The 25,986-nt window shown below is 33.9% G+C and carries 18 protein-coding genes and 1 pseudogene; 10 read left to right on the top strand and 9 right to left on the bottom strand.

From position 1 onward, the window contains the following. Positions 1-53: 53 nt before the first annotated feature. The gene (gene hemA, locus ABWU45_RS00770; protein ID WP_214303449.1) at positions 54-1,250 is read left to right on the top strand and encodes a 5-aminolevulinate synthase; all 1,197 of its coding nucleotides are present in this window, start codon (positions 54-56) and stop codon (positions 1,248-1,250) included. A gap of 321 nt (positions 1,251-1,571) precedes the next feature. Here hemA and ABWU45_RS00765 read toward each other — a convergent pair whose 3' ends face one another. The 3 genes from ABWU45_RS00765 to rimM are packed head-to-tail and all read right to left on the bottom strand — an operon-like array spanning position 1,572 to position 3,391. Continuing rightward, the gene (locus tag ABWU45_RS00765) at positions 1,572-2,264 is read right to left on the bottom strand and encodes an inositol monophosphatase family protein (protein ID WP_211907536.1); all 693 of its coding nucleotides are present in this window, start codon (positions 2,262-2,264) and stop codon (positions 1,572-1,574) included. Beyond that, positions 2,265-2,831, bottom strand: a complete 567-nt coding sequence (efp, locus tag ABWU45_RS00760) for an elongation factor P (RefSeq protein WP_353278654.1) — start codon at positions 2,829-2,831, stop codon at positions 2,265-2,267. A 59-nt stretch (positions 2,832-2,890) separates the two neighbouring features. Beyond that, on the bottom strand, positions 2,891-3,391 hold the full coding sequence (rimM, locus tag ABWU45_RS00755; RefSeq protein ID WP_007302194.1) for a ribosome maturation factor RimM: 501 nt from the start codon (positions 3,389-3,391) through the stop codon (positions 2,891-2,893). 97 nt (positions 3,392-3,488) lie between these two features. On the opposite strand from rimM, the gene ABWU45_RS00750 reads away from it, so the two are divergent. Next, positions 3,489-7,130, top strand: a complete 3,642-nt coding sequence (locus ABWU45_RS00750; protein WP_353278653.1) for a DEAD/DEAH box helicase family protein — start codon at positions 3,489-3,491, stop codon at positions 7,128-7,130. On the opposite strand, the gene ABWU45_RS00745 is transcribed toward ABWU45_RS00750, so the two are convergent. Further along, complete coding sequence (locus ABWU45_RS00745; protein ID WP_353278651.1) at positions 7,127-8,296, bottom strand: aspartate aminotransferase family protein; 1,170 nt, start codon at positions 8,294-8,296, stop codon at positions 7,127-7,129. The genes ABWU45_RS00750 and ABWU45_RS00745 overlap by 4 nt on opposite strands. A 64-nt stretch (positions 8,297-8,360) precedes the next feature. On the opposite strand from ABWU45_RS00745, the gene ABWU45_RS00740 reads away from it, so the two are divergent. The 6 genes from ABWU45_RS00740 to ABWU45_RS00715 all read left to right on the top strand — a co-directional run bounded on the left by ABWU45_RS00740 (position 8,361) and on the right by ABWU45_RS00715 (position 18,185). Further along, positions 8,361-9,788, top strand: coding sequence for a sensor histidine kinase (locus ABWU45_RS00740; protein ID WP_353278649.1), 1,428 nt, complete (start codon positions 8,361-8,363; stop codon positions 9,786-9,788). Positions 9,789-9,964: 176 nt separating this feature from the next. After that, positions 9,965-10,702, top strand: a complete 738-nt coding sequence (locus ABWU45_RS00735; RefSeq protein ID WP_353278648.1) for a hypothetical protein — start codon at positions 9,965-9,967, stop codon at positions 10,700-10,702. A 103-nt stretch (positions 10,703-10,805) separates the two neighbouring features. Then, the gene (locus tag ABWU45_RS00730; RefSeq protein WP_353278647.1) at positions 10,806-11,273 is read left to right on the top strand and encodes a hypothetical protein; all 468 of its coding nucleotides are present in this window, start codon (positions 10,806-10,808) and stop codon (positions 11,271-11,273) included. A 124-nt stretch (positions 11,274-11,397) separates the two neighbouring features. Beyond that, entirely contained in the window at positions 11,398-12,408 is a 1,011-nt protein-coding gene (gene tsaD, locus ABWU45_RS00725) for a tRNA (adenosine(37)-N6)-threonylcarbamoyltransferase complex transferase subunit TsaD (RefSeq protein WP_353278646.1), read from the top strand. A 110-nt stretch (positions 12,409-12,518) separates the two neighbouring features. Beyond that, positions 12,519-16,145, top strand: coding sequence for an ankyrin repeat domain-containing protein (locus ABWU45_RS00720; protein ID WP_353278644.1), 3,627 nt, complete (start codon positions 12,519-12,521; stop codon positions 16,143-16,145). A gap of 294 nt (positions 16,146-16,439) precedes the next feature. Beyond that, a complete protein-coding gene (locus ABWU45_RS00715; protein WP_264682904.1) occupies positions 16,440-18,185 on the top strand; it encodes a type I secretion system permease/ATPase in 1,746 nt (581 codons plus the stop codon). 99 nt (positions 18,186-18,284) lie between these two features. On the opposite strand, the gene ABWU45_RS00710 is transcribed toward ABWU45_RS00715, so the two are convergent. The 3 genes from ABWU45_RS00710 to ABWU45_RS00700 form a co-directional block, all read right to left on the bottom strand. Beyond that, positions 18,285-19,046, bottom strand: coding sequence for a hypothetical protein (locus tag ABWU45_RS00710; protein ID WP_353278642.1), 762 nt, complete (start codon positions 19,044-19,046; stop codon positions 18,285-18,287). Positions 19,047-19,103: 57 nt separating this feature from the next. Continuing rightward, the gene (locus tag ABWU45_RS00705; protein ID WP_353278641.1) at positions 19,104-20,366 is read right to left on the bottom strand and encodes a pyruvate dehydrogenase complex dihydrolipoamide acetyltransferase; all 1,263 of its coding nucleotides are present in this window, start codon (positions 20,364-20,366) and stop codon (positions 19,104-19,106) included. Between the two features lie 284 nt (positions 20,367-20,650). Beyond that, a complete protein-coding gene (locus ABWU45_RS00700; RefSeq protein WP_149168710.1) occupies positions 20,651-21,145 on the bottom strand; it encodes a hypothetical protein in 495 nt (164 codons plus the stop codon). 236 nt (positions 21,146-21,381) lie between these two features. On the opposite strand from ABWU45_RS00700, the gene ABWU45_RS00695 reads away from it, so the two are divergent. Both ABWU45_RS00695 and tnpC read left to right on the top strand, forming a co-directional pair. Next, positions 21,382-22,365 (top strand): hypothetical protein, encoded by a 984-nt coding sequence (locus ABWU45_RS00695; RefSeq protein WP_353278639.1) that lies wholly within the window; start codon positions 21,382-21,384, stop codon positions 22,363-22,365. 66 nt (positions 22,366-22,431) lie between these two features. Further along, positions 22,432-23,784, top strand: a complete 1,353-nt coding sequence (gene tnpC / locus ABWU45_RS00690; RefSeq protein ID WP_353279066.1) for an IS66 family transposase — start codon at positions 22,432-22,434, stop codon at positions 23,782-23,784. Between the two features lie 160 nt (positions 23,785-23,944). Here tnpC and ftsH read toward each other — a convergent pair whose 3' ends face one another. Beyond that, on the bottom strand, positions 23,945-25,774 hold the full coding sequence (gene ftsH, locus ABWU45_RS00685; RefSeq protein ID WP_353278638.1) for an ATP-dependent zinc metalloprotease FtsH: 1,830 nt from the start codon (positions 25,772-25,774) through the stop codon (positions 23,945-23,947). Between the two features lie 12 nt (positions 25,775-25,786). Next, positions 25,787-25,936 (bottom strand): annotated as a pseudogene (locus ABWU45_RS00680) (tRNA(Ile)-lysidine synthetase); the annotation flags it as partial. Positions 25,937-25,986 lie beyond the last annotated feature (50 nt).

Genomic DNA, 25,986 nt, shown 5'->3' with positions numbered 1-25,986 from the left:
GTCTATCATTTAATAATTTATTATAATTATATTGATTGTTAATAGATAAAAACTTGGTAGACTACGAAAAAATATTCTTAAATAAAATCAAAGATATAAAAGAAGAAGGGCGCTATCGTGAATTTACGCATTTTGCGTCATTACCTGGCAAACTTCCCTATATTATGGATTATGAAAGAAATAGAGAGGTTATTGTCTGGTGCAGTAATAATTATCTGGGAATGTCACAAAACGATAGTGTCATTGCTGCTATTCAAAATTCATCTGTTGGTGCTGGAGGAACAAGAAATATATCAGGTACAACAAAGGAAGTTGTTGAGCTCGAGAAGTCTTTGGCTGACTTGCATCAAAAAGAAGCTGCTTTAACTTTTGCTTGTGGCTATCTTGCCAACCAAACTACACTTAGTACTTTATCGTCTGTTATTCCGGGCGTGGTAATTTTTTCAGATGAGAAAAATCACTCTTCAATGATAGAAGGTATAAAATCAGGAAAAAGACCGAAGCACATATTTAGGCATAATGATGTTGATCACTTAGAGCAGTTGCTAAAGTCTATAGATATAAAAACGCCGAAAATAATAGCACTTGAATCTGTATACTCAATGGATGGTGATGTAGCACCGCTTGAAGCGATATGTGATCTAGCAGATCAGTATAATGCAATTACCTATTTGGATGAGGTACACGCAGTTGGCATGTATGGACCGCGCGGTGGCGGAATTGCAGAAAGAGAAGGTTTGATGGATAGAATAACTGTTATTCAGGGTACATTATCAAAGGCTTTTGGAGTGATGGGTGGATATATAGCGTCTTCAAAGAGCTTGGTGGATGTAATAAGAAGTTCAGCCCCAGGATTTATTTTTACTACTGCTATGTCACCCGTTTTAGCAGCAGCAGCAAAGGCAAGCGTTGAGCATTTAAAATCGAGCAATGTTGAAAGAGAGAAGCAAAAGCAGTCTGTTGAAAAGGTAAAAGACTCACTGAGAAACGCAGGAGTGAATTTTATGCAAACAGAAACTCATATAATTCCAATCATAATTGGCGATCCTGAGTTGTCCAAAAAAGCATCAAAATTGTTATTTGATGAGTATGGAATATATGTACAACATATAAATTACCCAACAGTTTCAAAGGGGACTGAGCGCTTCCGTATTACTCCTACGCCTTACCATACAAATGAAATGATAGAGCATTTAACAAAATCTCTTGTAAAAGTTTTTGAGAAATTGTCTGTTTGTGTCTGTTGTTGAGTTTAAAGTTGCCAAGAATAAGGTATCTATTTAAAAGCATGGTTAATGTACAAAATCAGTGCTTTATTTCTTGTCATGAAAGTAGCTAACACTGGGATCTATAGCTCACACAGGTAAAGTTTACTCTTTTGTCATCCTATGGCTTGACCATAGGATCCAGTCTAAACAATCTGGATTCTAGTGTCACGTGCTGGAATGACACCTATTTGTTCCTATAGTTGTCTTTTCTCGTCTATCTTATTTTGCCACCCTGCTGCAATGAGGGGTAGGTAAGACCATTTATTATTTTCACTACGTGACTTTTGCTCTTTTGAATGAACTTTAGTTTATATCTCCAGCAATGACAAGCGCGTTATCTTCCCTTAATCTCCCACCGCTTTCTTGCAGAAAAAGCCTACCGAGTGAAGTTTTATATTTATTAATTCCAGAGTAAATTATTCCATTGTATCTTCCGGCAGCAAGATATGCAAAACCTAGTACCGTTGAGCCAAGGGAGCGTAGATTATTATTGTCAAGTGGTAATTTATTTAACAAATTACCACTTATGTCTATTATTCCCCCTTCACGAGCTTTCATCCGCATTTTTACATGGCGAGATTTGAAATCTTCAAGAAAAGCTCCTTTCTTTTCCTCTGCCCAGAAAGTTTCTCTAAGGGCTGGAGCATCAATCACAGCTGCTACAACTCTGTTTTTATGAATGAGACAAACTGATACTGCAAAATAAACCATACAACTAAAAAGGTTTTCCTTGCCTTCTATAGGCATAATAAACCAAGTATAACTGCCTTCTTTTAGATCTTGGCCTACATTGTCTTCAAAAATAAAGTCATAGTTCTGGTTATAGTTTTTCAAGCAATCGTACATAAGTTGCTTGGATTTCGAATAAGTTTTATTGATAAAGTCTGCTGACTTAACGCTTGAAATTTGCAATTCATTAAAATCACGTATAAGCTGCTTGGAGGCACTGCGTACAGAATCAAGCATCACATTGATTCGTGGTGATGAAATTGCCATTTACTCTTTCACTCTTTCGTAATAGCTGTTATCAGGAGTATGTACTACAATTTTATCACCTTCTTTTATAAATTGAGGCACGTTAACGCGTATTCCGTTTTCCAAAATTGCAGGCTTATAAGAAGCAGTAACAGTCTGCCCTTTGATAACAGACTCTGTTTCTTTTACAGTTAGTGTAACGTGATCAGGCACATGTGCAGAAATTATTTTATCTTGATAAGTTACTAATTTAATTTTCATATTATCTTGCAAATAAGACTTCTTTTCTCCTAATAAGTCTAAATTTATAACAATCTGCTCGTAATTACTTGGATGCATAAGATTTACGATATTCCCTTCAGTAAAGAGATAAACATATTCCTCTTCATCTAAAATTGCCCTTCTGATTGTTGCATCAGAGCAGAATCTTTCATAGTGCTTTGCTCCAGTTTTGATATTTTTCATTTCGGCTTGTATGTAAGCACCACCCTTACCAGGTTGAGTATGCATAATACTTATAACCGAAAATAAACCACCGTTATGTTCTAGTACCTGACCTGGCCTGATATCATTAGCCCTTTCTGCCATAATTACACTTTTAATTTGGTCTGATTATTATAAATAACTTTATACAAATATCAAAATTTTTATTGGCCAATGAATTCTGGCATGTTGATTACTATATATCTTTCCTTCATGTTGATGTATGGAAATATTTCTTTAGTGAAAGATAGCATAATGTTTTTTTTTGTGCTGATAACCAAAATTTCTAATATATCCCCTGAGCCAAAATTATGTACAGACTTCACATAGCCATATAATTCATTACTTTCTAATCTTACTTCCATATTCACAAGATCATTTTGGTAAAATTCATCCTCATCATTTAATTGTGGTAGCTTATTTCTCTCTATATATAACTTTTTATTTCTTAAAAGTTCTGCTTCATTACGGGAGTTCACACCGCTAATTGTTGCTATTACTAAATTATTACTGACAACAGACACCAAGCTTATTTTATAATTTTCACTTCCGCTTATTAGTTCACCATATAGGAAAATATTTTCGGGCTTTTCAGTAAAGGTTTTTATCTTAACAGCTCCTTTGATTCCATGGGGAGAAGTAATTATTCCGAGGCATATATTCATATTAATATGATAGTTGAAATCAGCTTTTTGTCTATAGAATTGACAATTTACTGAATTAACATACAATTAATATTGTGATAATTATAGTGGATAATGTGTGAGTTCTATCAGCAATCAAGAAAAGCAAAGTATTATAAGTGGCTTAGAAGAAATCAACTGTAAGTTGCAAGGTGAATCTATAAAACTTGATGATACAAAGGAATCTATAATAGTAGCACGTCGTAAACCTGTTGTTGAAGGGGTATTAGAACATCTACGCAACCCTTCTACTACTAACTGTAATGTTATGATCGATGCAGAAACTGGGTTTGGCAAGACTTACGATATTGGAATACTGAGTCATGTACTAACCCAAGCAGGGTTTCATCATCTGGTTGCAGTACCAAGTAGTGACCTAGTGAATCAAGCTAAAAAAATGATGAGTAGTGCATTTACTGTAAACATTAGAACACCTAAAACTGCTGAGGAAATTAAAAATGCACTGCAGTCAACTGAACCTATGACAATTATAGTGACACATGACCTGCTTTTACATGATCAAAAGTTTGAAGACAAAAATGCTAAGTTGTGGATTAGTGTTGATGAAGCAGACAGTATTAACAAGCAGCAAGCTTTTGAGAACATGTGCAAACTTGATGAGAAGCATCCTACAACTTACCTCACTGCAACACCAAAGAGAAGGATTTTAAATAGATGCGGAAAAGTTATCAGCCCGACAAGATTGAGTAGACGTTGTATTGCAAACGCCATCGAAACAGCAAGTGTTATTGCAAAAACCAATAGGAGAACAAATTTCACTCTAGCATTTGTAGTGAATATTGCTGTTACTATAATACCTATGATTACATTATTTCCTGTTATAAATAGTAATGTTGCTGCAATAATTGGTATAACTTCAAATTATTGGCTGTATTCTGCTTTGATTGGGCAGCTATACTATACAATTTCTATGTTTATATTTGGTATGGTAATGTTGCCAGTTTGGTGGGTGCTAACTAAAGCAACTGGAGTAGAATCAAGAGAACTACTCTCTAGGTTTCTTGCTAACGTGCGTAGCTTGTTCACTAGAGAAAAATCCAGTCCAGCTCATGAGTATGTTGAAGAGAGCGAAGAAGTTTTTAATTACAATAAGCTTGTTGATACCAATGATTTATTAACTTCTATAAGATGGAATGTGCAAAGCCCAATTGGAGAAAGTGCTCTGCTTTTAGCTGATGATGTAAATAGTATAGTTAATCTTAACTTTGCGTTGCAGGGTAGAGATAATTTAGTATATGAAGGTAGTACACGTTATGAAGTGTATAATAAATTTCAGCCTGAAGGGATATCTTATCAAGACTATAGGCTCAAGTTACGCGAAGCGAACTTTATAAGCTGCGTTAAAAAGCAACATCCTAGTCTGACAGAAGAGCAGATATCTGAATTAAAAGAAAAGGTGGATTTCAGTAGTACTGCTGAATATCTAAAATATAGAGTAATGCATTCAATGATCGATCTTACTCTCTCATATTTAATGAAGTGTGATAATATTACTTTAGATAAAAAAAGAAGAGAAGGTTTGAGTGAATTGATAGAAGATGTTAAAAAGAATGTTAGCACCACTAATGATAACAATATTATAAGCTACCTAGAGAGAAAAGGCTTTAGTGAGCAATTTGCTAGAGATGAGCTCTTACCGCAAATAAAGACAGTAATTGAAGCATTGAGTAAAAGTGATAATGAGCAATGCAGCTTAATAGTTGATAATTGGCGCTTAAGCAAAGAGCTCCATGACCTCATGGAAAGAGAGGAAGGTATACTACATAGTCTCATTGATTTCTGCAAACAAAATAAATGTATCTTTGCAGGAATTGGGAAAAATGATCTTGGTATTGGAGAAAACAGACTCTTTTCAGCGATAATACGTAATCAGATAGGTGGATATCGAACTCTTTATTGTGATTATGAAAAAAGAGATTTTGATTCATTGGCTAAATATGCGTTGACAACGGTTATAGATGGATCGAAAGGTCGTGGATTTGATAGTGAATATAATCATGTTGCATCAATATTTGCAGATTCGGTTAGTCAGTTCAATAATCCATCTGAAGCCCTACAGAATCTTGGAAGAAATAGAGAGCGTAATGAGAGCAGACAATCATGGTTTTTCGCTGCTGCAGGTGAAAAAGTTGAGCTATTTGTGAATAAGATCTTAGCAAATTTTCAAAACGAACCACAGAAATTTTGTCAGAAAGTTTTGTTTCCAGCTACTAATAAATACAATAAGTTGCTAAAAAATAGAATGGGAGAAGAACTTGGAAGAAAAATAGAAATCTATATTAGTAAAAATATTGATGCATTAGGAAATATTGATGATTCAGCTCTGAAGAAGTTTTCTAGTGATTTGATAAAAGAAACGTATGAAAAAGTTCATGATATAAATGATTTTGATGTCAAAAAGACAGAACAAGATTTACATAGGATTTTAAAAAGTACAGAGGCATACCTTCGTTCATATGAGAACAGAATTAAAAACAACGGTAAATTATCTTGCACACGCTCAGCTTTATTTTCTGTGGGGAGTGCTATAACAAAGGTAATGTATTATCTTTGGGCAGGGTTTGACTATTTAGTCTTTTTGGCTAAAGCGTACAATATAGATAAATCTGGAGATACCAGTGCAAGAGCGTATGTACACATAATCAGAAACTGTCACTGTGAAAGTAGTGTGAAGGCGCAAAATGTATTGGTTCATGCATTAGAAATTGCCAAAGAACATGACAGCAGTTTCAAAAGAAATAGTTTGTACGAAGGCAATGAGGATAGATGTAAAGAAAAAATCATCTCATATTTTCAATCCAAGCAATATATATGTGCATTAGATAGAACAATTGCTCAAATTGAAAATAAACACTTGGTAACAATTTTGAAAGCTGTAGGCTACGAAGATGATGCTAATAAAATGGCACAAGAAATCAAAGATTTTTTATGTGATTTAAAGAATTTAAATTGTGTAGACTTGAGAGAAAAATATTATCAAGGCAACTTATATCAAGAAAGCAAATTATACAAAATCAATAATCAAGTTAGTACGATAATTGATGAAATTGTAAGGTGTCATAAGTGGCATCATGGAATAGAGGACTTAGAGCTAAAATTAAAAATCAACCATAATATTTTTGAAGTCAGAGTTAACAATGATTTTTCTAAGTTACGTGAGAAAAACTTTAACAAACGCTTTAAAGAAAGGACATATCTAGGTAGAGCTATGTTACTTATTGGGTTTATAATTTCAATGGAGCTTATAGGTAGAATATCATCAGGTCAGACCATGCCATTGCCTTTACTTTGCGGTTTTATAGTATTTGGACCACTGGCACTCTTGTGTGGTGCATTGTTATATGAAATAACAACCTATTTAGTGAGAGGAGCATTTTTTACTTTTGGAGTGCCAGTTGTGTTAGAGGAGCTATTTAAATTCATTGTTAAAAACAGTTTAATGCAGAAGTTATTAGATGTGGCATTATCGTTTGGTAATGGTGCTTTCTTAGGTGTTGAGAAGAGTGCCGTGCAATCTTTTATATTTGAAGATGCAACAAAATTTGACTCACTAAGTGATATAAATGAGCTTACACTGATAAGAGAACAGGAAAAGGCAAAGTGTACAAATGAAGTAGCTGATAAAGTTGTAGCTACTGCTTTATCTGCAATTTTGATACAGCCAACAACTAGTGAGCAGGAAGGTTTAGTTTTTAACTAGAACTTTTCAGATAAATACTGAGTGAGAATTTCAATGCCTTCATCAATCTCTTTTTCAGTGATAATGAGTGGAGGCAAGATTCTTAGAACATTATCTGATGTTACTCCAACAGTAAGTAAACCACGGTGACTTAGCTCTTCTGCAAATTTTTGGTTATTCATTTTTACTTTTATTCCTAGCATCAACCCTTTCCCTCTCACTTCTTCTATCATTGGAAACTTGCTTGCTAAGTCCTCTAGTTTGTTTTTTAAAGACTTACCTCTAACTTCAACATTTTCTAAGAAGCCAGGGCTGAGCAATTCATCCAATACAGCATTACCTACTGAAGTTGCAAGTGGATTACCACCAAAAGTAGAACCATGCATACCGATCGCCATGTACTTAGCAACCTTTTCAGTTGCAAGACAAGCCCCCAGAGGGAAACCTCCTCCTATTCCTTTTGCAAGAGCACATATGTCAGGCTTAATTCCTATGTGTTCATATGCAAATAACTTTCCTGTCCTGCCAGCACCGCACTGAACGCAATCAAAAAATAGCAGTATGTCGTTTTCGTTACATAGTTCTCTTAGCTCTTTCATGAAGACTTCACTCATTACTTTAATACCACCTTGTCCCTGTATTGGTTCTATTAATATAACACCTATGCCATTAGAAATTGCTTTCTTTACACTCTCAATATTGGGCTCTATGTTATCACACCAGTCAATATAAGGATTCAGTAATTCAGAAAATTTCTGTCTATCGTTTGTTGCACAAGTTAAAAATGTCCTTCCATGAAATGCACCATGAAATGTTAGAATTCTATAGCGATTTTTATTACCTTTTCCATTTTGATAGGCCCTAGCGATTTTAAGTCCACATTCCACTGCTTCTGATCCAGAATTTGCAAAAAATACAGTATTAGCAAAGCTGTTGTTTATTAAATTTTCTGCAAATTTGTTGGCAGTAGATATATTATAGGTATTTGATATATGCCATAGTTTTTCTCCTTGTAATTTTAGGACATCAGTTAATCGTGGGTTGGCATGACCTAAACTGCTAACAGCTATTCCAGAGTGAAAATCTATATAGCGCTTATTATCGATATCATACAAGTAAATACCTTTGCCATAAGAAAAATTTATGTTAATAGGGGAATAAACTGGCAAGATAGGAGAAATTGTCATAAAAGTATGATATGCTAATTTTTTATTAATACCATAAAAGACGTTATTTCACAATGAGAAGAATATGTATAAATTAAGTAAATTAATGTTTACTACACTAAAAACAAATAGATATACAAAAATTATCTCGCTATTCTTATTAATTTTTGTGGTTTTATTGGGCACAATATACCGCAATTATTCACTAAAGAATAATTTTCTTTCTTTTTACCGTAATTCAAATGCAAACTTAAAAGATCTATTGGAAAATAGTATAATAAAAAAATATCATTATTTACTAATAGAAAAACATCATATTAAATATAACAGTTTTGATTACATAAACCAGTTGGTAAAATTGCGTGCTGAATTGTTACAATCAGTAAGCAAAGTAAGAAATTTTAGCTTAATACTGTATGATCAAAATGCCAGAGTAATTTTCAGTAATTTTAATACTCAAGGTCATGACTATGAGCAGTTGCTTACAAATGATGAAATTGATAAATTGCTAAGCAATCAAGAAATATTTTACGCTACAGGAAATACATTAACTTCTACTTTCCCTATATTTCATGAAGATGACATTAAGCCTTCATTTTTTTTGAAGATCATTCAAAGCTATAATGACTCTTATATTATGGTATATAGTCTATTTTCAATATTAATTGGCTTATTACTGGTTATCTTAATACTAATAATGCTTTATTTGCACTTTTCCAACACCCAAATGCTAGCCAAGCAGCATAAAACTAATATTGAATTACAAAGGGTTAAAGAGGCATTAGAGCAAGAAAATGCAAATAAGATAAAATTTTTTGCAAGTGTTACACATGAGTTGCGTACACCTCTTAATGCTATTATTGGATTTGCAAAGTTGATCAAAAATGAAACTTTAGGTTCGGTAGATCACTATAAATACAAGGAATACGTAGACGATATATATAATGCTGGTACACATTTACTTGCTTTGATTAATGATGTGCTCGATTTTTCTAAAGCTGAATCAAGTAGTTTAACAGTAGAGAAAGTGAAGTTTAATCTGAATAAGATAATAGATTCGTGCTTAAAAATGTTATCACCTAAACTAAAAGAAACAGGTATTAGTTTAAAGAAAGAGATATCTGATAAACAATTATTAGTTATCGCCGATCCCAAAAGAATGAAGCAAGTTATAATAAATTTGTTATCAAATGCAATCAAGTTCACTCCTCAAGGTGGTTTAATAAGAATGATTATTAAAGAGAATATAGAAAAAAATTTATTAACTATTGAGTTTCATGATAATGGAATAGGGATAATGCAGCAGGACATATATAAAGTTATGTCCGTTTTTGGCCAAGCAGATTCGGGATATAGAAACGAAGGCACAGGTATCGGATTACCTCTAAGCAAGAAATTAGTAGAGTTAATGGGTGGGACTTTCAACATTCAAAGTGAAGCAAAACTTGGTACTACGATAACATTGAGCTTCTTTTATGAAGAGCAAACATGTGAAAAGTTGATTGATTTTTAGTAAAATATATTTGATATTGCACTTTTATATCTAGTACATTCCTAAGTCATACTGACGTGATACCTCTTGGCTAATAATAAGTAGCGGAATGTAAGTAAATTAAACTTTTTTAGCTATACTTCCTGAAAACACTTTATAATTCTTGAGCATAAAGAAAATTCCTTTAATAATGAAGCATGCTAATCAGGAACTTAATAAAACAAGCAACTCAAGTAGGAAATAGTGAAAACGTAATACAATATGTCAAATATCTCTATCAATTTGAGAAGTTTAGAAATACATTAAACCTCACTTTGTCACTAATAAAGCAAAATAGACTCTCATTTGAAATATACCAAGAAGGATTATTGGATATGGAAGAGGGAGTGTGTAAGACCATTCGATCCTTTGGTTTAAATAAGTATGTTATTGTGCTAAGAAGGTCAAATCCTTACATAATAGTACATGAACTTTCACATATGGTTGAAAATGAGCTGAACTTAAGCTTAGAGCAGGAATTTCTCCATAAAGTTTATCAGGATATTGAGCAGAACTTAAAGCAGTCAAATATTCTTGTACAGAAAATTATCGGTCAAGTCATATTTAAAGAGATACAAGCTTATCAAACTGCAAAATCACGCGCATCTGAATTATTTGCACGCTATTTTGAGCTGTTCGCTTGGGCTCAGGAGGTTTATCCTAAAGACAGAGAATACCTAATTCGTACTCAAGATTTAAACAAAGTGTTCCTTGCTACTGACAAATGGAAAAGAAGTTATCTTGATTCACAAATAATGAACAAAGTCGATCAGAAAGTGAAAGAACACAGCAAAAAAACTGTACTTAAAGATGTAACCACAATACAAAGCAGCTGGACTAATAAAAATTCCCTAAGAGGCAAAAGAATTGGTTCTATATTTGAAGATGATAATTAGTTTATAGTTTTCTACATTTACTATTACAGGTGAACCCATTAATAAGCAGTGGTATTTTGATTTTCATTGACAAGGCAATTTTAGCATTTTAGAATATCAAGTAATGAAATATAATAAAGAGATGCATGCAACTATAGGCTTTCCACTTGAGGTAAGTATCAGAGATCTTATAATGAATATCCTAAGAAGTTCAACAAGCTCTGCTGTAGGGCGGTATAAACAATCAACAACATCTCTTAATGGTCTAAAAGTAACAGAAGAGGTAAAATTATCTGATGATTTTATTGATGTATTGATGGGAAGGGAAGTACAAATATCCCGCAATGCTGTCATAGCAAAGTGTAGCAGGATAATAACGCGTGCAAATGGGGAAGAAATATCAGAAGAAAAAGAAATAAAATCCCAGGGATTTGTTACAGAACTTAAGGAAAAAATTCGAATATCTGGTAGAGAAAGTATTGCAGAATGGGCTGCTGATTGGTTAACAGAAGGGTTTAAACAACAATTATCGCCACTATCTGATCTGGAGGATGTTACTGTAGCTACAAGTCAGCGGAGTAGACAACAATAGTAGAGTTAGGTATTTTTACTCACTGTGTATAATAAAGCAGGTTGTTTTTAGCTTAAGTTATATACGTTTTGCAGCTACAACATTTCAAGTTATAGTTCTCGCAATTTAAAGAGTGCAAATATATATGAAAACCATTTTAGCGGTTGAAACAAGTTGCGATGAAACTGCAGTTGCGATTGTAAATAGTGATAAGCAAGTGCTTGTTCACGAAATTCTTTCTCAAACAGAGCATAAAAAATGTGGCGGAGTAATACCTGAAATAGCATCACGTGCTCATATGAAGCATTTAAGCGGTCTAATAAAAAATGCTATGGAAAAATCCAACCTTAACTTTTGTAATCTAGATGCAATTGCAGCAACATCAGGACCAGGACTCATAGGTGGATTAATAGTTGGTACAATGATGGCTAAAGCAATTGCACATGCAGCACAAAAACCGTTTATTGCAGTTAATCACTTAGAAGCACATGCGTTAGTTGTTAGGCTACTGTATGAGGTTGAATTTCCGTTTTTAGTCCTGCTGATATCAGGTGGTCACTGCCAATTTTTAATTGCACAGGATGTAGGTAAATACATCAAACTTGGAGAAACGCTTGATGACTCATTAGGAGAAGCATTTGACAAAGTCGCTAAGACACTGGGTCTAAGCTATCCAGGAGGTCCGTTGATTGAAAAATTAGCTAAAAAAGGTGATGGTATGAGATTTAAGCTGCCAAGAGCAATGATAAAACGTTCTGGATGTGACTTTTCATTTTCTGGAATTAAAACAGCGGTAAAAAACTTAGCACGAGAATTTGTAATGAGTGAACAGGATGTGTGTGATATGTGTGCTTCGTTTCAAGAGTGTATTAGCGACATATTACTCGATAGAGTCAGAAATGCTATTGGTATCGCTGTATCTTTAAATATTAAAATCAATGATTTTGTAATTACTGGTGGAGTTGCAGCAAATAATTTCCTGAAAGAGAGATTAAAAAAGCACATAGACTTGAACGTGCTTTCTCCTCCAAGCAATTTATGTACAGACAATGCGGTAATGGTTGGATGGACAGGAATTGAAAGGTTACAGAAAAATTATATAGACTCTCTTGACTTTGCACCAAGGCCAAAGTGGGAATTAGAAAAATATTACTAGCACAAAAAATTATCTACTATATAATGCGGCCGCTGGTGAATTTTTGTAAGCTTAAAAATTACAGTGGAAAGCCTTATTCACTACCGGCATTATTATTTATGAGGTACAGTATGTTCAAAAATAAATTTGACACAGTTACTAATGTTTTCAAAGCTAAATCTAGTACAAGCGCAAAGACACTCAGGTCGGGTTTATTTGTTGCGGGAACCATTGGTATGGCCAGAGCAATGAGTGAGATAGACCTCTCTTTATTACAAGGCAATTCAGAAGATAAAGTCAATAAGCAAGACCTAATAATCATATATGATTATATTAATAAAGTAACTCAAGAAGAAAACTATAATATATGTACTAATAATCTTGATTATATAAAAAGCAGGATTTTAGAAGAAAATATAAGTGATTCATTAGCTGAAAAATTTTGTCAAGATGGATGGAATATAATAAGTAATGATGGTTCTTCGCTATTAACAGTGGCTATTGAAAGAATTAGGAAAGAACAAAAGAAAAATAGGAATTATGATATTCATGTTGAAATAGCTGTATATCTAATTCTTGGTATGGACAGAGAATTGATTATAAAATTGGAGAATTTTGCAGATAGTAATGATAAAACACTTCTACATTATTTAGCTGAGTCGGGTAAAGAAGATATTTTACGTTTTGTGATAGAAAATTCTAATTTTAACATTGAAGAAGCAGTAAGGAATAAAGATAGAGATAGTAAAACACCACTACACTATGCGGCTAAATCTGGCAATAAAGAATGCTTGAAAATTCTCATAGAAAATGAAGCAGATTTTAGTCGCACTACCAATAATAAAACTGAGTTACACTATGCTGCCAGAAGCGGAAGTCCTAACCTCCTAGAATATTTAAAAGAAATATTGACAGCAAAAGGAATTTTTGATAGGGAGAAAATTAAAACAGATAAATATGGAAATAACGCATTACACTATGCTGTGCAATCTGGAAATGCTGAGTGCATAAAATTCTTCATTGATAATCAAGTACAATTTTTAAAAAATAAATATAATGAGAATCCTTTTCATAAGATTGCAGGTAACTCAGAAACTCAAGAAAATGCTATAAATTTTCTTATAAAGCATCTAAGACTGTTAGGTAGACTAAAAAGTGAAACTAATCGAGAAGATGTAGATGGTAACACCCCATTGCATATAGCTGCAAAACATGGAAATAAACAGCTAATAGAATTGTTTACTAAATCAGGTGCAAAAATTGTTCAGAATAAACAAGGTAATACCCCCTTACATATTGCTGTTATACATGGCAATACATGTTGTGTAGAGCTATTTTATGAATATATAGAAAATAGCATACCTCAATCCAAAGGTGAGTATGGAAGAGATCTTGTACATTTAGCTGCAATGTACGGGAAGTATGATTGTCTAACATCTTTACTCAATAAATTTCCTGATTACGATTTAAGCACAGAAACACGCAAAGGAAATATGGCCCTACACTTAGCTCTATCGAGTAATACAGAAACAGAACTAAGAAAAAAATGTGTGAGTCTATTAATAGACAGAAGCATGCAAGTAAATAAGAGTAATAATGAAGGAAACACCCCTTTACATTTTGCTGCCCAACTTGATTTATCGTTTTTAAGCATGATAGAAAAAAAGTTGGAAGAGAAGAAATTTGACGTTTATCAAGAGGTTTTGCGTGAGAATAGCAACGGTGACACCGTCTTTCATATGGCAGCACGTGTTGGTAATAAATCATGCCTTGAGCACCTTTTTAAAAAAGAGAGAGTGGGAGAAATATTAAGTAAGGAAAATGAGGATGGACAAACTTTACTACACTTATCTATTCTCAGTGGAAGAGTAGAATGCGTTAAGTATTTGGTAAAAAAAATCCCAATTAGTATTTTTTCAGAAGAAAATACACAAAAAAAGTTGTTATTTGCAGCTATTTTGAGCGGCAATAAGGAATGTCTTGAATTTGTGGCAAAAGAACTTGTAGGTAAAAAGGTGGCTGCTAGCATCAAAGTGTTATATGATGAAAACGACAATACACCGTTACACATGGCTGCTCTTGCCGACGGCATAGGATGCTCTCAGTATGTTATTGAAAGTATTGCTAAGTCAACTATTAGGAACACAGTACCACTTTTTAACACAAACAGTCAAGGGCTTATACCTCTACATTTAGCTGCCATGAGCCTTAATGCTGAGTTAATAGAATATTTTATGACAGATAATCATTACCCCTATAATAAGAAAATGTTAAATGTTGTATCTAAATCTGGAAGAACAGCATTACACTATCTTGTAATGAGTGATAATGATTTTGAAAAAACTATAAATGAGGATTTTAAGCAAGGTCAATTTTTGAAAAAGTTGGTTTTAGAAAAGCGTAAACAAAATGAGCACTTAAGGGAAAAAGCTATTAAAGCCTTATTCTACCTAACAATCAGCACCGGAGAGAAAACTGTAAATAAGAAGATAAATTTTGATATAAAGGATAATGCAAAAAAAACAGCTTTAGATTATGCTTTTAAACATGGCGACACAAATATCTTGAGGTTATTTTTAGATTTCTTTTATGAAATAAGGGAAAACAAAAAAAGGAAATATGATAAACTTAATATGGAAGATCAAGAAAGAAGCAAAAAGCTTCTAGACTACTATAATCTGGCCATGTCAATATCAAGTGTGATTATTTCTGTTTGCGTTAAGTATAATCATGCAGAATCTGAAAAGGAAGAAACTCTTACCTGGATTTCCATTGCATTTTCTTCGATATCATTTTTACTTATCTTATACAACTTAGTGATTGGCCTTCAAAAAGAACCTGTTAAACGTAAGATAGAAAACTATACTGAAAAAATGAACAGAATTGAAGAGGCTACAGGAAAGTTAGCTAAGACGAAAGTAGGGGATCATGATTTGGAGGAATACAACTCAATATTGGAACTATTAATAAAGAATGCAGAAGATATTTCACGATTGGAAAATGAACTTTACAAGTTTACGCATAAAACTAGATTAGAGAGTAAAGACAAACTCAATATTTCTCCTCAGAAAATGAGTAGGGGTGGTAGTGCAGTACCATGTTCGAATAAGTCTTTAGAAGGTAGAAAAAGTTCACCTGTTTTGAATGATTTAACAGCAAAACTTAGTCTGTGTTCAAGACGCAACAGTAGAGTACAAAATACAATGGACAAGTTAGATAATCCATCATGTGTAATTACTATAAATGAGCATCCAGAAATTAAACCAAAAGCTCCGAAAAACAAATTCAAGAATGTTGCAACCAAGCTAAAAATAGTCAATATCTTTAGTAAGAAAAAAGAAGATCTTATTGCTTCATCAAGCTTATCAGAAGGTGCTAATCAAGAGAATATTACAAAAATGAATGAAGAAAACTGTGGGTTGATAAAACGATTTGGTGATACCAATGGGTATTCAACATTTTTGACTCCTTTTAATCCAAGCGATTCAACCTCAAGAGAAGAGTGTGGTAACAATCATAGTGCAGCGCGTCATGTGAGTTATGGTAGTGCAAATAATCCTGTAAGTGATAAGGAAGTTAGTAAATCTCCATCTCTAATACTTTCTAACTTTGAGGAGGGGATTACTGTTGACTGTTTTAAATTCGAAAGATATAGACCAAGGGTATATTCAAGTCCATCTTGTGTGATAAAAAGAGCAATTACAGCTAGATCATTGGAATATGTAATACTTCCTGATCATATAGAAAGAGGAAAATAGATGCAGATTGTAATCACTGACTCTGATAGCATCAACTTTCAGAGGAGTGATAGTAAGCATTCTAGTAAACTGTCATTGAGTAGTAGATAAGGAAAACATAGAACAATTGGCAAGGCTATCGTATAAGATTATAGTAGAGAAGGAATTAGATAGTCTTGCTATAAAAAAGTTTATGTTTTCCTATTCGCATATGTTAACATTTTATTATATTAACGATAGGGTAAGGCAATAGCTGTTAATACTTTTGAAATAAAAGTTATATATGGTGCATATAGTTAAGTTAAAAGGAAGATTGTGGAAATTACTCCATCAATAAAAAAAGAATTAAAGCAAAGTATACTATACACTTGTCTAGAGAAATGCAAGAGTGCGTTTTGGTTCATTTTCTGGTTTAGTTCAGGGATTAATGCGTTGATGTTATTTTTGCCACTCTATACTTCTCAGGTACTTGATCGAGTGATATCGAGCGAGAGTGTATCAACATTAGTTATGCTGACGATTATTACTTTATCTGCGTTTGCATGTTCTGCAATGCTTGAAACTTGTCGATATTTAGCCATGGCAAAAATTGGCGACTGGATTGATAAAACTGCAACACCAGACCTAATAGTAAGGTCAATTAGGCTAACATCAGTGCAGAGCTCAACTTCCAGCGGTGAAGCAATACGAGATCTTGGGGTAATAAAAAATTTCATTACAGGAAATGGTATATTTTCACTATTTGATACTCCATGGTCGTTAATTTACCTTGTTTTCATCTTTATGATACATACCTCTACAGGGTTTATAGCTATTGCCGGAATTATTATATTAGTTTCAATGGCAGTATGGAATGAACTTGCTACTAAGCGTATATTGAGAGAAACCAATGAAGAAACTATACGTAATATTAATGCTATAGATGTTGCAACACGAAATGCAGAGGTGGTTGAAGCTATGGGTATGTCAGAATTTATAGTTTCTGATTGGTGTAAACGGAATGATCAAAATCGTGCAATGCAAGTCACAGCACAGAATCGTTCTAATGTAATTACTGGTATTACTAAATTTTTACGTTCAACTCTCCAAATTTCAGTAATTGGAACAGGTGCATTACTCGCAATCACAGCTCACAAAACTGCTGGTAGTATCATTGCTGCCTCAATTTTGATGGGTAGAGTATTGGCTCCATTTGATGCAGCAGTTCATACTTGGAAATTTTTAAATCAAGCCAAAATGTCATATGGCAGGCTGCAAAGACTTATCCTAACATCACCAAAAAGAGAGCAAACTATGGCTCTACCAGAGCCTGAAGGGAAGTTGGAATTTGATAGAGTATTCTTTACTCCTTATGGGAGTAATAAGCCAACAGTAAAAGGAATCTCATTTGTAATAGAACCAGGGGATGTTGTTGGTGTTATTGGTGCAAGTGCTTCTGGTAAGTCGACCATTGCAAAACTAACCGTTGGTGTTTGGAAACCCATATCAGGTGTAGTCAGACTAGATGGTGCTGATGTATATACTTGGAATCGAGAAAACTTTGGTAATTATGTTGGTTACTTACCTCAAGATATTGAGTTATTTAACACGAGCGTTAAAGCTAATATTGCCCGCATGAGACCAGATCCAAATCCTGAAGAAATAATCAAAGCAGCAAAAATTGCAGGAATACATGAATTAATACTGAGCTTACCAAATGGGTATGATACAACAATAGGAGGACCTGGAGGAGTAATACTCTCTGGTGGCCAAAAACAGCTTCTTGGACTTGCAAGGGCTTTTTATGGTAATACTAAGCTTTTAGTGCTTGATGAACCGAATGCTAACTTAGACAGTAATGGAGAGGCGCGCTTGATTAATGCAATCAATGTTGCAAGAGAGCAAAATACTACCACTGTTATCATCACTCATAAGCTACCGTTACTATCCGTAGTTGATAAAGTGATTATCATGTCAGATGGTGTTATTTATGATATGGGACCAAAAGATGAGATTTTGAGCAGATTAGTTGCTCCATCACCAGATGCCACAGAAGATAAACGTTCTTCAGCAAGTGGTTAAGAAAGAGAGAAGCTGTCACACTTCTCTTTCTCTTATAGAGTACTATATGCACAGTTTATAAAATCTTAAGCAATGGTTATTAGAAAAATCCAATAATGATTAGCCGCGGAACCTATTTGCTAATTCTCTCACATTGACCTTAGAAATTTCTGATATAGGCTCTTGTGTATATGAGACATCAGATTTAACGCCTTTTTTGTCATGACCTTTAGTAATAGAACATACTACAGTATCAGCCTTTACATGCTTAACACTTGGATCTGATTGAAACCCATGCTTTCTTTCCATTTGTGCTTCAAGCTTACTGCTATCATGTGTAACCCTACACCTTTCTAGATTACGGTCACGTTTGTCAGGAGCTACATATCCATCTATATCACTACATAAGAACGGGCGCACTTTGAACCTGTCTGAACTAACACCATTTTCAACACTTGCAGAATTATGAGCTTTTCTATTATTGCGCATTTTATCTACAGCTTCCTTTATTTTTTCTTTTGATGGTTTTGGCAGCAGTGCTGGCTTATATGCACATGCTGGTAGTTCTGGAAATGAGTCCTCCTGAAACAGCAAATGACTTTGGTTTCTCTTACTATCTGATTCTTCAATATTCTTTATTGGTGTCTTGAAAGAGTTTTCATTTTTCTTTCTTAGATCTAACTCATTTAATCCGCTTCCAACATTATTTTTTCTTGTTGTAGTGTGAATAACACCTGGAAGTTTCACTTCATACTTAAATTTTTTACCAATGGTATCTATTGACTCATTAGATGAGGAATCTATTTGAAACCTATCGTTTGAAAATTTTGATTTTGTAGCATCAAAAGATATACTACGTTTTTCTATCTTTTTATCAGTCATATTTTACCTCTAAACCTATTAACTAACAAAAGTATAAACTAAGAGGTATTAATTTTATTATAATAATAAAGGCTCAAGAAGCATCACCGTAGGGTTTTCTATATAGTACTTAAAGGCATTTAAAAATTTTGCTCCGAGTGCTCCATCAACTGCTCTGTGGTCAACAGAGAGAGTAACTGTCATTACCTCTGCTATCTCTATTTTTTCACTTATGACAACTGGTTGTTTTTTAGATGCGCCGACAGCCATAATGCAAGACTGTGGTGGATTGATTATAGCACTGAAAGTTTTTATACCAAACATGCCTAAATTAGAAATGGTAAACCCTCCTCCTTGAAATTCTTCAGGCCTTAATTTTCCAGATCGTGCTCTATTTACTAAATCTTTCACTTCTTTTGATATAGATAAAACACTTTTTTCATCAGCATTTTTTACTATAGGAGTAATAAGTCCATCCTCAAGCGCTACAGCAATTGAGATATCTATATTTGAATATTTTACTATCTTAGTATCTATCCACGATGAGTTTATGTCAGGAAATTTTTTCATGCTGAAAGCCACAGCTTTTATAATTAAGTCATTAATTGTTACTTTATTGTTCTCATTTGCTGAATTAACCTCATTTTTGAGCGATATTAGCTTATCAACGTGGCAGTCTACAGTTAAATAAAAGTGTGGAATATTTTGCTTAGATTCAACTAGGCGCTGCGCTATCACTTGGCGCATATTACTTACTTCAACTGTTGTATTTTCCTCAAATCTCTCATAGCTTTTAGTTTGATCTAAAAATTCTAATACATCAGCTTTGATGATACGACCATATGGACCTGTACCTTTTAATCGCTTTATATCAACACCTTCATTTTGAGCTATTTTTTTAGCTAAGGGGCTTACTTTTGTTCTATTTTCTGTTGCTCTATCCTCTTTTTTAGATCCCAGTGTCACGCACTGGGATGACATTGAAGAGCTAGATGAAATCGAAGGGTTGGATGATACTGAAAAATCGGCTTCAACCTCCTTCTCAACCTTGGTATTGATGGCAGAAGCTAAATCAAGTGCGCTTTTATCTTCCCCTTCCTCTAACATTAGAGCTATCAGTTGATTTACAGGCACGCCACTTGTTCCTTCCGACACTAAAATTTTTGCCAAAACTCCTTCATCGACAGATTCAAACTCCATTATGGCTTTATCAGTCTCAATTTCAGCGATTACATCACCTATTTCAACTTTATCTTGTTCTTTTTTACACCACTTTACAATTTTCCCTCCAGTTTTACTCATTGTTGGGGAAAGAGCGGGCATCAATATTTCTATAGGCATTTATTCTGCATTAAAAGATCTATTTAATTTTTAATTTACTCTTTACCCTATGTCAATCTAATCGTAAATCATGATACTTATATCATCCTAGTACGTGATGCTGGAATCTTGGTTGACTACTGTTATCCTACTATTTCTATTGCTTAGTCCTAGACAGAGTACAAATAGTAAGATCATCATGAAAATAGACGAATCTGTTATAATGGAAATAGAAAAATGTAGTGCTTACTATCTTCTCACAAACATATAGCTTGGGTACAGAAAAAATTTATATGAGGAGCTGGTTAAATTGATAAAAGATCAGAATTAATAGTAGTTTCTGAATCTTCTGTAGCAGGCTCTTCATGTGAAGCAGAGGACAGACTAACTTCTTTATCCTCTGTTCTCTGTATAGAACTACCACAAAAACTCCTTAACATCTCTTCAGCAGATGAATTTAAAATCTGTATAATAGACTTTTCACTTTGTTCTTTCAGCGATTGATCCATTCTAGAAATCAACTCGGAAAATTCACTACCTTCTTTTCTAGCTTCACTTTCTATCTTATTTTTTATGCTTTCTATATTACTTTGGTTAATTTCTTCTTTCGTTATGTTAAATGAATTAGCAATACCTTGATACTTAATCTCACAATCGCCACAGCCAACTATGCAAAGAGCAATAGAATCGGATATTTCACCTGCAGCCGAATTATGGATAGTGTAAGCTAAGCAATTGTCATGATATTTAATGCCAAGCTGTTGCTCTATCAATTCAGAAATTTCATTTTTTAAAGACATAAAGTACCTCCTTCTTACATTACTGTACCTTCTGATTAAAGTACAACAGCTGCTCCTAAATAGCAATCCATATATGGTTTACTTTAATAAATTATTAAAGTAAGAAGCTTTTACATCCTAAAACATAACTGAGATAAGCCAATGTAAAAAAATTTTTAAACGAGAATTATTGTATATATATTACTTATTTGGTAAAATTATTTTGGCAAAATAGCATATAAAAGTTGAGGCTAATTATGAATATTAAAGAACGAAAGGATTTACAACAGGAGTTATTAGGAATTGTTTTCAATATACTCATAGAAAGTGAAGATAGCGCCATAGAAGCTATGGAAACAAGAGCAGTAGAGATAATTAAAAAACTAAAGGAACACATTAATGATTATATAGAGTATGGTGGTCAAAAAAAGCCAATTTTAGATTGGGTTATTGTTTGTGATTCTCAGAATAATGTCAGGCTAAATAACAAGTCGCTATTAAAATTTGAGAAGGCAATTAAGGATATTGGAGGAAGAGCACCGCTAAATGAAATAAAAAGTACAATAAGGTTATTAGTAGAACAAGCACAGCTAAATCATGTTAGAATTAGAGGTGAAAGAGAAGTACCACTAAACCTCTTTGAGGAAAACATAATAATGAGAGAACGAAGAAGGGCAAGAGAACAACAAATGCGGCCAAATTTTGTTAGAGAAAGAGAAGCGTCATTGAATCTCTCTGGAAACAGGAGTGAAAATATAAGAAGACCAGGAGAACAAATGCAGCCAAGTGAAGTATCACTAAATCTCTCCGAAAATAGGGATGAATATACAATAATGAGAGAACGAAGAAGAGCGGGAAGGCGAATGCGGCCAAATTTTGTTAGACGTGAAAGAGAAGTACCACTTAGTTCAAAAATAGGACAATTAATTGGTGTAGTTTCATCCATAATTGTAGGTGCTTTCATTGGTATAATGGTTGGTATGGTCATTGCTGGTTTATGTATTGAGCTTTGTGTAATCACCACTGCAGAACCGATTCTTCTCATCATGGGTGCTACTGCTGTTATAGGAGCTATTGTAGCAGGAACTGCTCCTGTATTAAAGCTAATAGAGATGTTTAAAGGTCAAGAACCTAATCTTTCTCCTAGTAGCGGTCTGGAAAGCTCTAATACTGAACATACTTATTTAAATAGGCAAAGAGTGTATCCGTTCAGAGGTATGGTAAGGATAAAAAAGAATTGACATAACATATCAAAGTAATAATAACAGAAAATGTTGATAGTAAGGTAAGGCTAGATGCTTCAATTGTTGATCAGTATTGTAGAGTTATGTAAAAACTTAGAGCAAAAAGTAGCAAAGCTTGAAGAAAAAAATAAAATCTTAGAAATAGAGAATGCTGAACTAAGAGAGAGACTTGGCTTGAACTCAAGGAATTCATCTTTACCAAGTTCAAAAGAGCTGTACAAAATAAAAAAAGACACACCAGAAGATAAGTCAGAGGGTGGCAGGAAGATAGGGGGTCAAGTTGGTCATAAAGGAAATTATCGGATAAAAATGGAAGCAGATGAAGTAATTAGAGTAAGATTACATGATACTTGTGAATGTGGTGGAGAAATTGCAGTATGCAACAAACCCTATATTCACCAGAATGTTGATCTCCCAAAAATTAAGCCTTACGTAGTGGAATACCAACTAGAACATGGGCGCTGTCGTAAATGCGGAAAAAGAAGGAGTAGCAAATTACCAGAAGGAGTTACACCTGATACCTTTGGTCCTAGAGTTAAGTCAGTAGTTGCATCACTAAGTGGGTTTTATAAGAATTCAAAGCGAGAAATAGCGAATATCATGAAAGACATCTTTAACATGAGTATAAGTGTTGGTAGTGTGTCCAATAGCGAAGCAAGGGTCTCGTCAAAATGTAAAGAAGCCTATGAACAAATAGAGGAAGAAATGAAAGCAAGCGAAATTTTGCATATTGATGAAACCAGTCACTATAACAAAGGTAAATTGGAATGGTGCTGGATGTTTGCCAACAATAAAGCAAGTCTTATGAAGTTAGCAGATACAAGAGGAATGAAGTTTTTAAAGAATAGTGCATTTTGTGATTACAAAAATCGGGTAATTACCGACAGATATGGAGTTTACAACCACTTCAGTGATGAAAAACGACAAATTTGTTGGGCTCACTTATTGAGAAATTTCGAGAGGTTATCTCATAGCTGGAATAGTGAAGTAATGAGACTTGGCCATTGTTTAAAAGATGCAGCTAATGGATTATTTACATTAAAAAACGCTTTGTCAGAAAATGAAATTAGTATTTCAAAGTTCACTAAGCAAGCTAAAGAGTTACGAAGATTTATGCAGTACTGCATGATAAAAATATCTTATATACTTGAAGCAAAAGGAGCTTCACGAACGGTAAAGGGTATTATAAAATCCGAGCCAATGATGTGGACATTTTTGGATGATCCAGAGAATATTCCATTAACGAATAATCATGTTGAGCGACAAATACGGCATTATGTTGTCTATCGTAAGAATTCATATTTTGCACAGTCAGAGCGAGGGAATAGATTCCTTGAGCGGATAATTTCGTTGTATCTCACTTGGAGGCAAAAAAAGTTAAATCCATTTCAAAACCTTCTATCTATTGTCTCTTAAGCCACACCTCTGAACGGATACCAAAGAGTTATTTAGAAAAAAATTGGAAGAATGTTCAAAAAAGTCCATTTATAAAATACATCGGCTTAACTATGATCTTATAACTTAAGCTAATTAATTAAAAATTTTTGTTTTAGCGGTTAAATAAAGCCAGATCTTATTAGAGAGAGGATCTTCTTATCTCTTCTTTACCTTCATTTTCATTTCTAACAATTTTTTTTCCACTTAATATGTCTCTTATTTCATCTCCTGTTAAAGTTTCAAACTCCAGTAGATTTTCAGCAATGAGCTCCAAGTCTTTCCTACGCTTGGTTAAAATGTCTTTTGCTTTTTCATAGCAAGAAAATACGACTTTCTTTACTTCCTCATCTATAAGTCTTAACGTATCTTCAGAAATTGTCCCAGAATCATGTGTGATTTGTTCGCGATTATGATAGATCGGACCTATTTTGTCGCTCATTCCCCATTTTGTCACCATAGAACGTGATAAATCTGATGCTAGTTTTATATCTGAAGATGCACCGCTTGTGACTTTATCATAGCCAAAAATTAGCTCTTCTGCCACACGTCCACCCATTGCAACAGTTATATCTGCTAGCATCTTTTCTCTTGTGAGGGACACTCTATCTGTTTCTGGTAGTCTCATAACTAAACCGAGTGCTCTACCACGTGGAATAATTGTTGCTTTGTGTATAGGATCAGAAGCAGGCATATTAACTGCAACTACTGCATGACCAGCTTCATGGTAAGCAGTAAGCTTTTTTTCTTCTTCTGTAATGACTAAGGACCTTCTTTCCATGCCCATCATCACTTTATCACGTGCATACTCAAAATCATCCATGGTAACAATTTTCTTATTTCTTCTTGCAGCAATAAGCGCAGACTCATTCACTAAATTTGCTAGATCAGCCCCTGAAAAACCTGGCGTTCCCCTCGCAACTGTTTTTACGTTTACATCTGGTGCTATCGATATTTTCTTTATATGCGTATTTAATATTCTCTCACGCCCATTTATATCAGGTAAAGAAATAGTAATCTGTCGGTCAAAACGACCAGGTCTAAGTAGTGCTGGATCTAGGACGTCTGGACGGTTAGTTGCAGCAATTATTATCACACCTTCATTAGACTCGAAACCATCCATCTCAACCAGTAACTGGTTTAATGTTTGTTCCCTTTCGTCGTTACCGCCACCAAGACCGATGCCGCGATGCCTACCTACTGCATCTATTTCGTCTATGAAAATTATACAAGGAGCATTTTTCTTACCTTGATCAAACATATCCCGGACACGGCTTGCACCAACGCCGACAAACATTTCAACGAAATCAGATCCAGAAATACTAAAAAACGGTACATTAGCTTCACCTGCAATTGCACGAGCAAGTAGAGTTTTACCAGTTCCAGGGGAACCAATTAAAAGGCATCCTTTTGGTATCTTCCCACCTAACACTTGAAATTTTTGCCTTTGTTTAAGAAAATCAACAATTTCAACCAACTCTTCTTTTGCTTCATCAATCCCAGCAACATCATCAAATGTCACTTTTTTTCCAGTAGTCATAAGCCTAGCTTTTGATTTGCCAAAGCTTATAGTTCTATTACCTCCTGCTTGCGTTTGTTTAAAAAGGAAAAGTAATAAACCGATAAAGATAAGCGTCGGAACCCATTGAATAAGTAATCCACCAATTATACCCATTGCAGAGTCTCCAATTGAAAAGGAGAACTTCACTTTCCTATCATGCAAACTTTTTATTAAGTCACTATATATAACACCACTTGAGTTAAAGGCTGACCCATCCCTAAACTTCCCTTCGATGCTTTGGTTTCTTATTGTAATATTTTCTATATCATTATCTTCTAGTCTAGTTAAAAATTCTGAAAAAGGTATGGTTGTTTTACTCTTACCTATACTTCCGCTAAATTGAATATAAGCAACTGAAATAAGAACAATAATCACTAACCAGATCAATAAGCCTTCTAAAAATTTTTTCATTTACATTTCTAATTAAATACTAATCAAGCTTACCAAATTTTGTTTTATCGTGCTATTAATAATGAATCGAATCTTATCATCACCGTATTTTTTCGTTATAATTTACATCAGGATAAGCAACCACCTTTCCATTTTTTTCACTGTTGGAAAAGAGTAGTAAACTTTAGAAAAATAATTACAAATTTAAAAAATTGTTTTTCACTGCAATAAGT

Origin of the sequence: Wolbachia endosymbiont (group B) of Longitarsus flavicornis (assembly GCF_964028135.1) — a bacterium.
Taxonomy (GTDB): Bacteria; Pseudomonadota; Alphaproteobacteria; order Rickettsiales; family Anaplasmataceae; genus Wolbachia.
This window is presented reverse-complemented; position numbering and strand designations above follow the sequence as displayed.

Excerpts from the sequence above, each read along its gene's own strand:
- ABWU45_RS00765 (WP_211907536.1), bottom strand. The coding sequence starts at position 2,264 with ATGGCAATTTCATCACCACGAATCAATGTGATGCTTGATTCTGTACGC.
- efp (WP_353278654.1), bottom strand. The coding sequence starts at position 2,831 with ATGGCAGAAAGGGCTAATGATATCAGGCCAGGTCAGGTACTAGAACAT.
- rimM (WP_007302194.1), bottom strand. The coding sequence starts at position 3,391 with ATGAATATATGCCTCGGAATAATTACTTCTCCCCATGGAATCAAAGGA.
- ABWU45_RS00745 (WP_353278651.1), bottom strand. The coding sequence starts at position 8,296 with ATGACAATTTCTCCTATCTTGCCAGTTTATTCCCCTATTAACATAAAT.
- ABWU45_RS00740 (WP_353278649.1), top strand. The coding sequence starts at position 8,361 with ATGTATAAATTAAGTAAATTAATGTTTACTACACTAAAAACAAATAGA.
- ABWU45_RS00735 (WP_353278648.1), top strand. The coding sequence starts at position 9,965 with ATGCTAATCAGGAACTTAATAAAACAAGCAACTCAAGTAGGAAATAGT.
- ABWU45_RS00730 (WP_353278647.1), top strand. The coding sequence starts at position 10,806 with ATGAAATATAATAAAGAGATGCATGCAACTATAGGCTTTCCACTTGAG.
- tsaD (WP_353278646.1), top strand. The coding sequence starts at position 11,398 with ATGAAAACCATTTTAGCGGTTGAAACAAGTTGCGATGAAACTGCAGTT.
- ABWU45_RS00720 (WP_353278644.1), top strand. The coding sequence starts at position 12,519 with ATGTTCAAAAATAAATTTGACACAGTTACTAATGTTTTCAAAGCTAAA.
- ABWU45_RS00710 (WP_353278642.1), bottom strand. The coding sequence starts at position 19,046 with ATGACTGATAAAAAGATAGAAAAACGTAGTATATCTTTTGATGCTACA.
- ABWU45_RS00705 (WP_353278641.1), bottom strand. The coding sequence starts at position 20,366 with ATGCCTATAGAAATATTGATGCCCGCTCTTTCCCCAACAATGAGTAAA.
- ABWU45_RS00700 (WP_149168710.1), bottom strand. The coding sequence starts at position 21,145 with ATGTCTTTAAAAAATGAAATTTCTGAATTGATAGAGCAACAGCTTGGC.
- ABWU45_RS00695 (WP_353278639.1), top strand. The coding sequence starts at position 21,382 with ATGAATATTAAAGAACGAAAGGATTTACAACAGGAGTTATTAGGAATT.
- ftsH (WP_353278638.1), bottom strand. The coding sequence starts at position 25,774 with ATGAAAAAATTTTTAGAAGGCTTATTGATCTGGTTAGTGATTATTGTT.